The sequence below is a fragment of the Paenibacillus sp. UMB7766-LJ446 genome, assembly GCF_030226665.1.
Taxonomy (GTDB): domain Bacteria; phylum Bacillota; class Bacilli; order Paenibacillales; family Paenibacillaceae; genus Paenibacillus; species Paenibacillus vandeheii.
Genome location: NZ_JASOYM010000014.1, coordinates 22,078 through 34,529, shown reverse-complemented (window position 1 = coordinate 34,529; position 12,452 = coordinate 22,078). Strand labels below are relative to the sequence as shown.

Below are 12,452 nucleotides of genomic sequence, written 5' to 3'. Positions count from 1 at the left end.
CCTTAAAGAGCATTTAGCTCAATCTCAAAGCCCAAATCTTCAATCATTTGATGATCGTTTGAGATTTCTTGACCTGCCGTCGTTAGATAATCACCTACAAAGAGTGAATTTGCCGCATACAGTGACAAAGGCTGCAGTGTACGAAGATTGATCTCACGCCCGCCCGCAACACGAATCTCTTTGGATGGGCAGATGAACCGGAATAATGCCAGTACCTTGAGTGCCTTCATCGCCGGAGTGCGACCCGCGCCTTCCAAAGGAGTTCCCGGTATCGCATTGAGAAAATTAATCGGAATCGAATCTGCATCAAGCTCACGCAGTGCCAAAGCCATCTCGATAATCTCCTGATTACTCTCCCCCATACCGATAATGACACCGGAGCAGGGGGACATGCCGTATGCTTTTACCTTTTCCACGGTTTCAATTCGCTGGTCATAGGTATGCGTGGTGGTTATCGACGGGTAATTGGCTTTGCTTGTGTTCAGATTGTGATTGTATCGGTGCACACCTGCGTCAGCCAAACGTTCTGCTTGGCCATCTTTCAAGATTCCGAGACAGGCACAGATTTTAAGCGGCATCGTTTCACGGATTTCTTTAACCGCTTCTACAACTTGATCCAGATCCTTATTGGTCGGACCTTTCCCTGAAGCTACAATGCAATAGGTTCCTGCTTTACGCGCCATAGCCTCGTGTGCTCCTGCAAGCAATGTTTCTTTGTCGAGCAAGCTGTATTTTTGAATGGGTGCCGTTGATACGATGGATTGAGAGCAGTAACCGCAATCTTCCGGGCAAAAGCCGCTTTTGGCGTTGATGATCATGTTCAGCTTTACTTTTTTGCCGTAAAAATGTCGTCTTACATGAAAAGCAGCTTGCATCAGCGGCAATACCTCATCGTCGTTTGCTTCAAGCACAGCAAGCCCCTCTTCAATTGTTAAGCATTCGCCATTCAATGATTTCTTTGCAAGCGACAACCACTCTTGATTACCTGTCAATGTGTTCACCTTCATTCATCCTCCCATGGATTGAACTGTTATAGCCTGTCTGATTGGTGTTAACTGGATCTTCTCTCGAATCAATTGGATCAACAATTCCGTATTGATTTCGCCCGTTAAGCGCGGAACGCGTCCGAGAAAGGAGATGCCGCAATAACGTTCAATCAGTTCAGCGTTCGTTGCAGCGCTCGAGTCGTTAGACATTTCGTTTGAATCACCGTCGTTCAGAATGAAGCCTATAATTGGAACCCCATGTTGCTGAAGGTAAGACACCGTAAGAAGTGTGTGATTAATTGTACCTAGACCTGAGCGGGCAACGATCAGAGCTGGTATCCGAAGCTCCGAGATCAGATCTACTACAAGAGAGTCTTCAGTCAGTGGAACAGCAACGCCGCCTGCCCCTTCGATGAGTACCGATTCATATCGATGGATTAGCGGCTGACCAGCGGTGATTATCTCCTGTAACGTTATAGTCACTCCTTCCTGCTTGGCAGCGAGCATCGGGGTAAGAGGAGCTTGGAATGTAAATGAGGTCACCTCCCCGGCGCGTTCATGAATTCCGCTGTATTGCAATAGACGTTCTGCATCGGTTTCTCCGCGGCCCAGAAGTGCACCGGACTGCACGGGCTTCCAGACGCCTACATTCAGATTTTCAGCACGAAGCGCAGCAGCAAGAGCTCCTGTAACGATTGTTTTCCCAACATCGGTGTCCGTTCCTGTTACAAATAATCCGCGAATTACATTCATCATTCCAAGCCACCTTCGGTGACATCAAGAATGGATTTCATCAGAATATCGGTCATTGCATCAAGCTCAGCCTCTGTGCTGGCAAGAGGAGGAATGAACACCACAACATTGCCAAGCGGTCTCGTAAGCATGCCAAGCTCTCTGGCCCGCCCGGTTACACGAACGCCGATACGTTCAGCCCAATCGTAAGGTTCGCGAGTCTCCTTATCCCTTACAAGCTCAATTCCTACCATTAATCCCTTCTGCCTGATATCACCGACATGCGGGCAATCGTTAAGCGCTGCGAGCTTGCCTTCTACAAAAGTCGCCTTGGCTCTTACACCTTCTACCAAGTTGCGCTCTTCAAATAGTTTCAAGTTAGCCAAAGCTACTGCACAACCGAGCGGGTTACCTGTGAAGGAATGACCGTGGAAAAATGTTTTCTGCTCTTCATAATCGGCATAAAAAGCGTTGTACACTTCATCCGTTGCCAATGTCGCTGCCACAGGCAAATAACCGCCAGTAAGACCTTTGCCTATCACCATCAAATCAGGTGATACCTCTTCGAGATCACAAGCAAACATAGCGCCTGTCCGACCAAAGCCTGTCGCCACCTCATCGGCTATAAACAGTACGTCATAAGAACGGCAAAGTGCTGCCATCTCGCGTAAACAGCCCTCTGGCATAATAAGGATGCCACTAGCCCCTTGAACAATTGGCTCCACAATGATGGCCGCGATTTCGTCTGCGCTGGTTTCAAGTACATTACGCAATGCAGTTAACGTAGCTTGCTTGGCTTCCCGTTCGCCGTCATCATGTCGATAAGCGTAAGGATATGGAATGACATAAGTAGGGAACAGCATCGGACGGAACACATCATGGTACAGCGGAATTGCACCGACACTAACCGCACCAATCGTATCTCCGTGATAGGCTTGATTCATCGTAATAAACTTCGTTTTACCCGATGCCCCTCGGTTTTTCCAGTACTGAAACGCCATTTTCACTGCGATTTCTACACCGGTTGCTCCCGAATCCGAATAAAATACTTTATTTAATCCTTCTGGTGAAATCTCTACCAGTTTTTCTGCAAGCTCAATCGCAGGCACATTGGCCATTCCGAGTAGCGTAGCATGTGCGACACGTTCCAACTGATCCGTTATGGCTTGGTTCAGCTCCGGTACGTTATGCCCGTGAACGTTAAGCCACACCGAGGAGAAGCCGTCGTAATAGGCACGTCCTTGGACGTCATATAGCATAACGCCTTCGCCTCGCTCGATAATGAGAGGATCGGAGTTATTGTAATCTTTCATTTGCGTAAAAGGGTTCCATAGATGAGCCTTATTTATAGCTGCCAGTCGTTCATAATGTGTCATAAGATATCACCTTCCGTTAGATCATTTCAATTGTTAACCAAAATATTTTGTTTTGGTTAACAATTGAATGTTGACATCTTATCAGACAAAAACTTTCCTGTAAAGAGAATCATTTCTGAGTCATAATCCTGCTCCTCCATTCTGTCTGACCGGAATGAACCCGGAATTTCACCTCGTAAAGGGCTCTACCGAATACAAAAAAACACGCCTGATTTCGGCGTGTTTTAGTGTTTGATAGAGATTAGAATACTGAGCACTCCCCATGTCTAAAGTGCAAACAAAAAAAACGGCATCTCTGCCGTTTTGGTTTAAATCTGAGGTTAAAAGCTACCGGAAATGAGCGCTTCCAGCGACCCTTTTCCCTACTAAATCTCAACCTCATTGTATTTTTCCAGTAAATGTTGAATCTGGCGCTCTAGCCAATGACCTAACAGCGGATGTGGAAGCAGCGTCTCGCCACTATACACATAATCCAGTTCCTTTAGTCGGCCCGGAATCACCTTCATGGTGAAATAACCGGCACTCAAAAACAGCGGCGCCACAATCACCCGGCTCCCCCGCTCTTCACTCCAGTATTTCGCCTTGTCGTAAACACTATCCGGATTAAGCAGCGCATAATCCGTATGAGCTACACCACTGACTTCCTGCACCCGCTGTGCGAGCGAAGAAATACCCGCTTCCCAGCGCTGACGGAATCCATTGTGAATGCTCCCATGTCCGACGAGCAGAATCGTTTCCTGCTCTGGTTGCCGTGAAAGGGCTTTTACCTTGTCCCAGACCATGACCGCAATATCCGGATCATTATCCACTGGATAACCGAAGTGGACTTGTGCCTTCACCACGAATGGTTCCAGATCCGTCTCACGCTCCGGAGCATCTTTGGCACCGATAGCATACTCTATCTCATCCACATGTGTACTTCCGGATGAAACAAACAGAGGTACGACCAATATATCGGTTACGCCTTGTGCTTCCAGTCGGTCGATACCGTCCTGGATCAGACGTCCTTCCACAAGTTCAAGAAACCCGGCTTCCACGGGCAATGGTTCAGGCAGTTTCAACCGGGAGACCGCGTCATCGACGGATTCTACCCAGGTTTTCTCCTGAGAACCGTGACTAATGATGAGTACACCCGGTTTCTTCATCCTTAACGTCCCAGGCGTTCCAGTGTCATTTTATAACCGTCATTGCCGTAGTTCAGGCAGCGTTTTACACGAGAGATCGTGGCTGTACTTGCACCTGTCTCAGCTTCAATCTGGTTATAGGTATTTCCTTTGCCAAGCATACGTGCTACTTCCAGCCGCTGGGACATGGATTGAATCTCGTTTACGGTGCAGAGGTCATCAAAAAACACATAACACTCTTCAATATCTTTTAGAGTCAAAATAGCCTCAAATAATTGTTCAATGCTTTTATCATTTAGCTTTTTCAGCTGCATTTCATCATCATCCCCTAGCGGTTACTGTGTACCTTCATTGTACTCACCCTGAGTTGGTATTTCAAGCGTTAACGATTTCACGCACTACAGAACAAAAATACATGTTACCGCTTACATGGTGTATTAATGTCCTCCCTGCGCGCACAATTCCCCTCTATCTCACGGTTTTCAACCTTTTCCCACGTATATTTCCGATTAAATTTGTAGGTATTTACCCATTTTAAATGTGACGAATTTGTGTCTAAACGATAAAATTCTACTGTAAACCTCTCATCCTCTCCTGCGCCCAAATCCGCAAATATCCCGCTTTACGGGATACTCGCCTACGCCGTCTCTCCGCTAATGACATACAGTATATCAAAAGGGAGTTCCATCTCGGTCTGTTATGCACATTGAGCAGCTGAAGGAACGCAATTCCGAAATCCAACATAGAAGGAACGTGATAGTTCATGCCTCAGCATTATTATCACCGCCGGCCCGCTCCACGGCAGCGTCCGTCTTCCCATACGCATCGGCAGCCACATACTTCTGCCTATATGCCGCCTGGGGCGATCCCGCGGTCATTGAATGAAGGCCAGGTTCAGCCCATGTATCCTGGTGTAGATCCATACTATCCTCCACTCCAAGAAGTTGAAGCATCGGCACTTGTACCTTATAGTCCAGGTGGTGGAGACTTGTTAGGCGGGGGAGCTCCTCTTGTTTCTCCTGTTCCAGTGGAAGCGCCTGCGTCTTCCTCAGGCTTTTCCCTGGCCAATATCGGCGAACTGAAAGGAATGATCGACCGCTTCGGTGGAATTGATGGCATCATGAGCGGAATCGGCAAAATGCAAAAGGTCGTTGGCGGTTTCCAGCAGATGGCACCAATGATGAAACTGGTGATGGGGATTCTGCCTTTTGGAAAAGGAAAAAAAAGCAGTGCGGCGGATAAAGATTATGAAGAGTATTCTCCACCTCGCTCACGCAAACGCCGTAAGAAAACGACTTCTGCTCCACGCAGACGTAATTCGAATAGCAAATCCGGCCGTAATAAGTCCAATTCCACCAAACGTCGTCCCAAAAGAAGCAAAAAAACCTAATTTTTTCCCCAGGCGCCCTCTTTCATTAGGGGGTGCTTAATCCACTTCAACCTTATTCTTCCCCTTCACTCCATTCATTCTTTCTTTCATAGTAAGGACCTATTCATAATAGATATTTTTAGGAACCTATGTTCTTATTCCTATGATTTGAGGTATACTGGATAGTAATTAAAGGAGGCGGACTATGGAACTGTTTAAAGATAAGTATACTCCCGCATTAATCGAACGGACGGGAGAACGGTTACACCAATTTTACCCCAAGCTGGACAAGCAGCAATTTCGTGAACTTGTATTCGCCGAGGGCTGGGGAGAGCTGGAATTCAAAGCTCGTATCCGCCGGATTACACTCGCTTTGACCGAGGTTCTGCCTGACAACTATGAAGAAGCATTGCATGTGATTGAGCAGGCAGCACCACAGATGCGAGGAGTCGAGTATCTGTTCGTACCGGATTTTGTCGAAGTGAATGGACTTGCACCGGAAAACTACGAGCTATCCATGAAGTACTTGACCCTCTTCACACCTTATTCCAGTTCCGAGTTCGCGGTACGCCCGTTTATTGAACGATATCTGATCGAAACGATGAAACGAATGATGCAGTGGACAAGCAGCCCCAATGAGCATATTCGCAGACTTGCCAGTGAAGGCAGTCGCCCACGTCTACCATGGGGCTCCAAACTGCGGGGATTCATCACCGATCCAACACCAGTACTTCCCATTCTTCATGAATTGAAGCAGGACGAGTCCCTGTATGTCCGGAAAAGTGTAGCCAATCACCTGAACGACATCTCGAAAGATCATCCGGCACTGGTTCTGGATTTGGCCTCCAGCTGGTATGGACAACATGAGCATACCGATTGGATTGTTCGTCATGCAAGCCGTTCCTTGCTGAAAAAAGGGCATCCGAAGGCGCTAAGTCTCTTTGGCTATGTCGAGCAGGATGCGACACATATCGAGCATCTTAAGCTTGCAAGTGATACCGTGGCCATTGGAGAGGATCTTCATTTTTCCTTTGATGTCGTGAACGAAAGTGGTCAGTCCCAGATGCTGCGGATCGAATATGAAATTGGATATATGAAAGCGAATGGCAAGCAGGCACCCAAACGGTTCAAATGCTCAGACAAGAATTACCCTACCGGGAGAACCAAGGTTGCAACGAAGCAATCGTTCAAAGTCATTACGACGAGAAAGCATTACGCTGGCTTGCATACGCTAACGATTGTTGTGAATGGACAACCTGCCGCTACGGCCACTTTTGTACTGGAGCCATCCGAGTAACCCCTGAATGGCATGTAGCAAGTTAACTTAGGATGAACACTTAGCACGGTTCATTTCATTTAATGATATCGATCCCATGTTGACATTCAGATCATGGAATCCGCTCCTTGAGAAATTCCCTACGGCGTCTTCATACTGAAGATGCCTTTTACCTTTTACCTTTTTCCCCTGTTCGTAAAAGCCCCAATTCCCTCAAAACCTAGTTATGCACATGATGCTTCTTCATTTATCTTATCCACATGTGGACATCTATTCAGACAACGAATCAATATGTACTCCTATATGTACTTTATACACATCTTTCACAGGCTAAAGAAGCGATCTTTGCAGATCGCTAACCTTTATCTTACTATTTACTTGTTATCCCGCTTAGCTTCTATTCTTCCTTACTTAAACCAGCCCCGCTTCACAAACCAGGCCACCATGCTTCCGCCCAGAACAAACATCAGCAGCAGCACTGCCCCATACCCAAACTTCCATTGCAGCTCAGGCATATAGGCAAAGTTCATGCCATAGATCCCCGCAATCAGCGTCAGTGGCATAAAGACGGTTGTAATCACGGTAAGGGTCTTCATAATCTGGTTCATTCGATTAGAATTCAAGGAGATGTAACTGTCGCGCAGGTCTGCCGTCATTTCCCGATCGGCTTCAATCATGTCGGTCAACTTCAGCAGATGATCATAGATATCCGTAAAATATACCGTATGCTCCCCGGATCGCTGCACATGTTGGGAGTTGACCACCCGATAGAGCAAATCCCGCATGGGCACTACCGTTCGTCTAAGCTTCAGCAATCGACTGCGCAGGTCGAACACCTGATTCATCAGGTCTTCCACCGACTCCTTGCCGCCCCGGTTCTCCAGTTCAGCCAGCTCATCCTCAATGGCAAACAGAGACGGGAAATAATGATCGACCAGCTTGTCCATCACCGTATACGCCGCTGCCACCGGACCCCGAGCCCAGATGGTTCGTTCGTGCGCATGATGCAGCAACCGATCCCACGCTTCATCGACTTCTTCCAACACCCCATGATGAAAGGAAACTAGGAAGTTCGAACCTAGAAACAGATCCACCTCCTCCGCTTCCAATGTGGAAGGGTTCAGCGCATGCAGCACAAGGAACTGTAAGTTGTCATAATAATCGAGCTTGGGCCGCTGCAGCACAAGCATACAATCCTCAATAGCTAATGGGTGAAAATGAAAATATGTATCCAGCAACCGGCTTTCCTCTTCCGAAGGCTGATTGAAATCCGCCCAAACCCAAGCGTATTCCTGCAGATCCAGCTGTGTAAGCGGTACATTTACAGATACCTGATGATCCCGTGAGATGGCGAGTGTACGAATCATAAATTAGACCACGTCCTTGTCTTGTATCCTTTACGTTATTGTACAACTTTAACCATTGAACTGTTCTCCTGCAACAGCCCATTATACACACGTTATCCTGTGAACGCGACAACAAAAAAAGCCAACCCTGTTGGCTTCTCTCATTTCCCTATCCACAGTTTCCTGTATCCACAGGAATATCTTCTTTTGGTTTATCATTCCACGGATGGCTATCCACATATCCAGCCTGTCCACACGTTCATGCACAGGCGTCTCTTCGTTTTGATTGTATAATTGTCCACATATCCCGATATTCACACAGTTATGAACAGTTTGTCTGAACCACCGAATTGGTTCCTGAATACTTCTTCTAATTAGAAAATGATCCAGTACAGCAATCCTGCCAGCGCCCCGGAAATCGGAATCGTAATAAACCACGTAATAATGATACGTCCAGCAAGTCCCCATTTGACGGCTGAGAAACGCTTCGCTGAACCTACACCCAGAATGGCAGATGTGATAGCGTGAGTTGTACTCACCGGCAGGTGGAGCAACGTTGCCGTGAAAATAACAGACGCGGCTGACAGATCAGCTGCAAACCCGTTAATCGGTTCAATTTTAAAAATTTTGGTTCCCATCGTTTTGATGATTTTCCAACCACCGATGGAAGTACCCAGAGCCATCGCTGTTGCCGCGGAGATTTTAACCCACAACGGAACATCCAGATGATCCTGTACACCTGCTGCGACTAATGCAAAAGTAATGATCCCCATTGCCTTCTGTGCATCATTGGTACCGTGCGTAAACGCCTGGAGCGCTGCTGTGAAAATCTGTACCGTACGGAAACCTTTGTTCACATTATGCGGACTGCGTTTGGCAAAAATATATTTGAGAATGGTCATGACCACATAACCGATGGCAAATGCGATCAGAGGAGATAATAACAATCCTCCGACGATGTCAATAAATCCACTCCATTTGACTTTATCAGCTCCTGCGCCAACAAGTACAGCTCCAGCAAGAGCGCCAATCAGTGCATGTGAGGATGAAGAAGGGATGCCGAACCACCATGTAACGAGATTCCAGATGATCGCGGCGATCAAGGTGACTATGACGACCTCGATCCCGTTATCCAGCGTGGTGGGGTCTGTTACACTTCCCCCAATCGTCTTCGCTACTCCAGTAAACATCATGGCACCGACAAAGTTCATCACCGCAGCCATAAGGATTGCCCGGCGCGGAGTCAGTGCCCGTGTCGAGACCGAAGTTGCAATGGCATTCGCCGTGTCGTGAAATCCGTTGATGAAGTCAAACGCCAGTGCAAGGAAGACGACTATACCCAATACCCAAATCGTTGTTTCCATTATTCTCTGGCTCCTTAAGAATTACGCATGATGATGGATTCGAGCACATTCGCTACGTGTTCACAAGCATCCGTTGTCGTCTCAAGACGTTCGTAAATTTCCTTGCGTTTGATCAATTCAATCGGATCAGGCACGGTAGCGAAAAGGTTCTTGATACAGTTACGCAGCACTTCGTCGCCCTGGTTTTCCAGATCGTTCAGACGAATGGTGTACTCACGAATCGCCAGCAATTTTTTCTGAGACAGCAAATGAATGGCCTTCTGAATTTCGTAAGCCGATTGGCGCAAAATTTCAGCGAATTGAACGATATATTCGTCCGGGTCAGTCAGTTGGTACATATAGAAACGGGAAGCCGTTGCTTCGAGTCCGTCCAATACGTCATCAAGTGTCGTTGTCAGCTCCATAATATCATCGCGTTCGATCGGCGTGATAAATGTTTTGTTGAGTTCCGTAATGATCGTGTGCACATAGTCATCACATTGGGACTCGTACTTCTTCATTTCATTGGCAAAAAGAGTCACATCCTGAAGGTTGGAAACATGTTGGGAGAAATAATCTGCCGCTTGCACGACCGCATCTGCCATGTTCTCTAGTGTCTCAAAAAATATATCCTTCTTCTTCTTAAGCTTCATAGCTCTATCCCCTTTACGAGAAATTGCCGATAACCGATGAAACATGAAATGACAACCTTTGATATCTTATCATAAATGTTTCACGGTTTGTACATAAGGCATGATCCTTTTTTATATTCTTATCACATAAATCTGAAATGAATCTTAATTATTTGGAATGACTGGAAAAATGATGATGAAATTTTACACTGCGTTTACATTTCTCTTCAAATTGGATTAATTTTGAATTTTAATATGCCCTGCAAAGTCAGGCTGATTCGGAACGATACTGATAAAAGTCTTGCCAGGAACAAGAGCAACTTCAGTCCCATTTTGTACAAATCGAATAATATCACCTGGTTTTTTGATCCACTGACCTCGAATCATTTTACCTTTCTGAAACAGCAAGGCTTCCCCACCCTGCTCCAGATTAACCGACAGTCTGCCCACGTTGTCGAGCACCTTGTGATCCGCTCCGGCTACAATAATGTTGGCTGCTCCAATCTGAGTGCCGTTATCCAGATCCTGATCAGCCTTTCCGTTCACCAATCTCATATATCGTCCACTAACTTCATCGTAATCATACGTAACCCGGTAACTCTCCAATAAATAATGAAGCTCGAATTGCTTCACTGACTCTCCAGCAGATGTCGCACCTTCTTCGTTATACGTATACACAGGGGACTTGAAGTCGTGACTATAGCCTTTGGTATCTGCGCCTTCTCTTAGCTTGTCCGTCGACGTGTACAGATTGTGAGGTGCTTTACGATCCGAGGAACGCCAGAAATAAGGGCCACTATTCGATATCTCATCCATATGCTGTTTCTGCTGCTTTTGCAAAATGGAATACGCATCCGGGCTGCCACCCGCATGTACCAATACACCATCATAGCTCTCACCAAGCTCGATCAAATACGGGCGGATACTACGTATTGGTCCAACCGTCTCTGCTCCGCCTTCACTCTGGAAGATGGCAATAAAACGGGTAATGCCTCCCTCTGCGAGCACTTCGATAATAATATCAGCCGCACTCAGACCTGATTGGGGCCGTGCTGCAGGAGCATTGTTAATCATAACCGCCAGTGGACGACGCGTAATTGCTGCATCAACAGGCAGACCCGTCAGTGGTGCTGTGTAGAGCGACGTGGCAGGTTCTTCCGTTACTTGTTCCTCCTGTACAGGTGTAGGAACGGGCTCCGGGACCTGGACCATCTCCTTATTTTGGCAAGCGACCAGACTTAGGGCCAGAATAAGCAGCGACGCCGCAGAAATCGTTGTGTTCCATTTCAATTGCTTCAATATATGTACCTCCTGAACGATATGGCTGAAATCTAGGCTGTAGTTGCTCTTATGTAGGTGACCATTTCACGTATTTCTTTCCATTTAATCACACACAGCACCATTTGTCTTCGATAAGGAGAGCATTTTCTACCCTTTGTTTTAAGTTTGAAACGTGAGGCAGGATGAAAAATATGTCCTAAATGTGAACTTCTCAAACCTTACTTAAAATTTGAACTAGATTGTGATAATAATCACAAACAGGATGACTTTTGAACTATACAATAAAGACATCAAAGGTGATCACTTAGAAAAACAAAAACAACACACACTAGATTCCATGAAGGAGTGGTTTATATGTTCAGCATCAACCAATGGCTTAGAGAAAACAAAGTGGCAATGTGGATTTTGACAGTACTTCGGGTGTATATCGGTTACGACTGGATGACACACGGATGGGGCAAACTGACTGGCGGATTTGAGGCAGGTGGCTTCCTTGCAGGCGCTGTAGAAAAAGCAACAGGTGATCATCCAGCCGTTCAAGCTTGGTGGGCAACTTTCCTTGAGAAATTCGCAGTACCAAACGCAGGACTGTTCGACTTCGTTATCCCGATGGGTGAATTCCTTGTAGGTCTGGGCCTCATTCTTGGATGCTTCACAACACTGGCAGCACTGATGGCAATGGTCATGAACTTCGCGTTCCTCTTCTCGGGAACCGTAAGCACAAACGCTCAATTGGTTCTGATGGAAATCTTCCTTGTAGTCGCTGGTGCAAATGCTGGTAAAATCGGTTTGGATCGTTGGGTAATGCCTTACCTTCGCGGATTATTCACTCGCAATAAAGGCAGCCAGCCTAAAGATACACCAACGATAAACCATACGCACAAAACAGCCTAAATATTAAAAAGTATAAAAAATTAAATAGTATTCGCGGTCCTGCTCCCCTCCCCCTGGAGAGCAGGACTTTTTTTGTTCTTTATAAATGCTTGT

The 12,452-nt window shown here is 46.6% G+C and carries 12 protein-coding genes; 3 read left to right on the top strand and 9 right to left on the bottom strand.

The annotated features are described in order from the left end of the window. Positions 1 to 2 precede the first annotated feature (2 nt). From bioB to QP794_RS26920, 5 genes are all read right to left on the bottom strand, one after another. On the bottom strand, positions 3 to 1,001 hold the full coding sequence (bioB, locus tag QP794_RS26940; protein WP_483311960.1) for a biotin synthase BioB: 999 nt from the start codon (positions 999 to 1,001) through the stop codon (positions 3 to 5). A 6-nt stretch (positions 1,002 to 1,007) separates the two neighbouring features. Next, positions 1,008 to 1,742, bottom strand: a complete 735-nt coding sequence (gene bioD / locus QP794_RS26935; protein ID WP_285079805.1) for a dethiobiotin synthase — start codon at positions 1,740 to 1,742, stop codon at positions 1,008 to 1,010. Then, positions 1,739 to 3,094, bottom strand: a complete 1,356-nt coding sequence (bioA, locus tag QP794_RS26930; protein ID WP_285079804.1) for an adenosylmethionine--8-amino-7-oxononanoate transaminase — start codon at positions 3,092 to 3,094, stop codon at positions 1,739 to 1,741. The genes bioD and bioA overlap by 4 nt, the downstream gene beginning before the upstream one ends. Before the next feature lie 365 nt (positions 3,095 to 3,459). Further along, positions 3,460 to 4,239, bottom strand: coding sequence for a sirohydrochlorin chelatase (locus tag QP794_RS26925; RefSeq protein ID WP_285079803.1), 780 nt, complete (start codon positions 4,237 to 4,239; stop codon positions 3,460 to 3,462). 2 nt (positions 4,240 to 4,241) lie between these two features. Further along, a complete protein-coding gene (locus tag QP794_RS26920; protein ID WP_017690665.1) occupies positions 4,242 to 4,532 on the bottom strand; it encodes a YerC/YecD family TrpR-related protein in 291 nt (96 codons plus the stop codon). A gap of 449 nt (positions 4,533 to 4,981) precedes the next feature. Here QP794_RS26920 and QP794_RS26915 point away from each other — a divergent pair, with 449 nt between their 5' ends. Further along, positions 4,982 to 5,608 (top strand): tyrosine protein kinase, encoded by a 627-nt coding sequence (locus QP794_RS26915; protein ID WP_285079800.1) that lies wholly within the window; start codon positions 4,982 to 4,984, stop codon positions 5,606 to 5,608. A 184-nt stretch (positions 5,609 to 5,792) separates the two neighbouring features. Further along, positions 5,793 to 6,884, top strand: a complete 1,092-nt coding sequence (locus QP794_RS26910) for a DNA alkylation repair protein (protein WP_285079799.1) — start codon at positions 5,793 to 5,795, stop codon at positions 6,882 to 6,884. A gap of 386 nt (positions 6,885 to 7,270) precedes the next feature. Here QP794_RS26910 and corA read toward each other — a convergent pair whose 3' ends face one another. From corA to QP794_RS26890, 4 genes are all read right to left on the bottom strand, one after another. Further along, positions 7,271 to 8,230, bottom strand: coding sequence for a magnesium/cobalt transporter CorA (gene corA / locus QP794_RS26905; protein ID WP_285079797.1), 960 nt, complete (start codon positions 8,228 to 8,230; stop codon positions 7,271 to 7,273). 353 nt (positions 8,231 to 8,583) lie between these two features. Further along, positions 8,584 to 9,573 (bottom strand): inorganic phosphate transporter, encoded by a 990-nt coding sequence (locus tag QP794_RS26900; RefSeq protein WP_024633520.1) that lies wholly within the window; start codon positions 9,571 to 9,573, stop codon positions 8,584 to 8,586. 14 nt (positions 9,574 to 9,587) lie between these two features. Next, positions 9,588 to 10,205, bottom strand: coding sequence for a DUF47 domain-containing protein (locus QP794_RS26895; protein ID WP_024633521.1), 618 nt, complete (start codon positions 10,203 to 10,205; stop codon positions 9,588 to 9,590). A 216-nt stretch (positions 10,206 to 10,421) separates the two neighbouring features. Continuing rightward, on the bottom strand, positions 10,422 to 11,483 hold the full coding sequence (locus QP794_RS26890; protein WP_285079796.1) for a DUF3048 domain-containing protein: 1,062 nt from the start codon (positions 11,481 to 11,483) through the stop codon (positions 10,422 to 10,424). Positions 11,484 to 11,819: 336 nt separating this feature from the next. On the opposite strand from QP794_RS26890, the gene QP794_RS26885 reads away from it, so the two are divergent. Further along, positions 11,820 to 12,359 carry a DoxX family protein gene (locus QP794_RS26885; protein WP_029881392.1) on the top strand — a complete coding sequence of 180 codons (540 nt, stop codon included), beginning with the start codon at positions 11,820 to 11,822 and terminating at the stop codon, positions 12,357 to 12,359. Positions 12,360 to 12,452 lie beyond the last annotated feature (93 nt).

Excerpts from the sequence above, each read along its gene's own strand:
- QP794_RS26895 (WP_024633521.1), bottom strand. The coding sequence starts at position 10,205 with ATGAAGCTTAAGAAGAAGAAGGATATATTTTTTGAGACACTAGAGAAC.
- QP794_RS26900 (WP_024633520.1), bottom strand. The coding sequence starts at position 9,573 with ATGGAAACAACGATTTGGGTATTGGGTATAGTCGTCTTCCTTGCACTG.
- bioD (WP_285079805.1), bottom strand. The coding sequence starts at position 1,742 with ATGATGAATGTAATTCGCGGATTATTTGTAACAGGAACGGACACCGAT.
- QP794_RS26920 (WP_017690665.1), bottom strand. The coding sequence starts at position 4,532 with ATGCAGCTGAAAAAGCTAAATGATAAAAGCATTGAACAATTATTTGAG.
- corA (WP_285079797.1), bottom strand. The coding sequence starts at position 8,230 with ATGATTCGTACACTCGCCATCTCACGGGATCATCAGGTATCTGTAAAT.
- QP794_RS26910 (WP_285079799.1), top strand. The coding sequence starts at position 5,793 with ATGGAACTGTTTAAAGATAAGTATACTCCCGCATTAATCGAACGGACG.
- QP794_RS26925 (WP_285079803.1), bottom strand. The coding sequence starts at position 4,239 with ATGAAGAAACCGGGTGTACTCATCATTAGTCACGGTTCTCAGGAGAAA.
- bioA (WP_285079804.1), bottom strand. The coding sequence starts at position 3,094 with ATGACACATTATGAACGACTGGCAGCTATAAATAAGGCTCATCTATGG.
- QP794_RS26885 (WP_029881392.1), top strand. The coding sequence starts at position 11,820 with ATGTTCAGCATCAACCAATGGCTTAGAGAAAACAAAGTGGCAATGTGG.
- QP794_RS26915 (WP_285079800.1), top strand. The coding sequence starts at position 4,982 with ATGCCTCAGCATTATTATCACCGCCGGCCCGCTCCACGGCAGCGTCCG.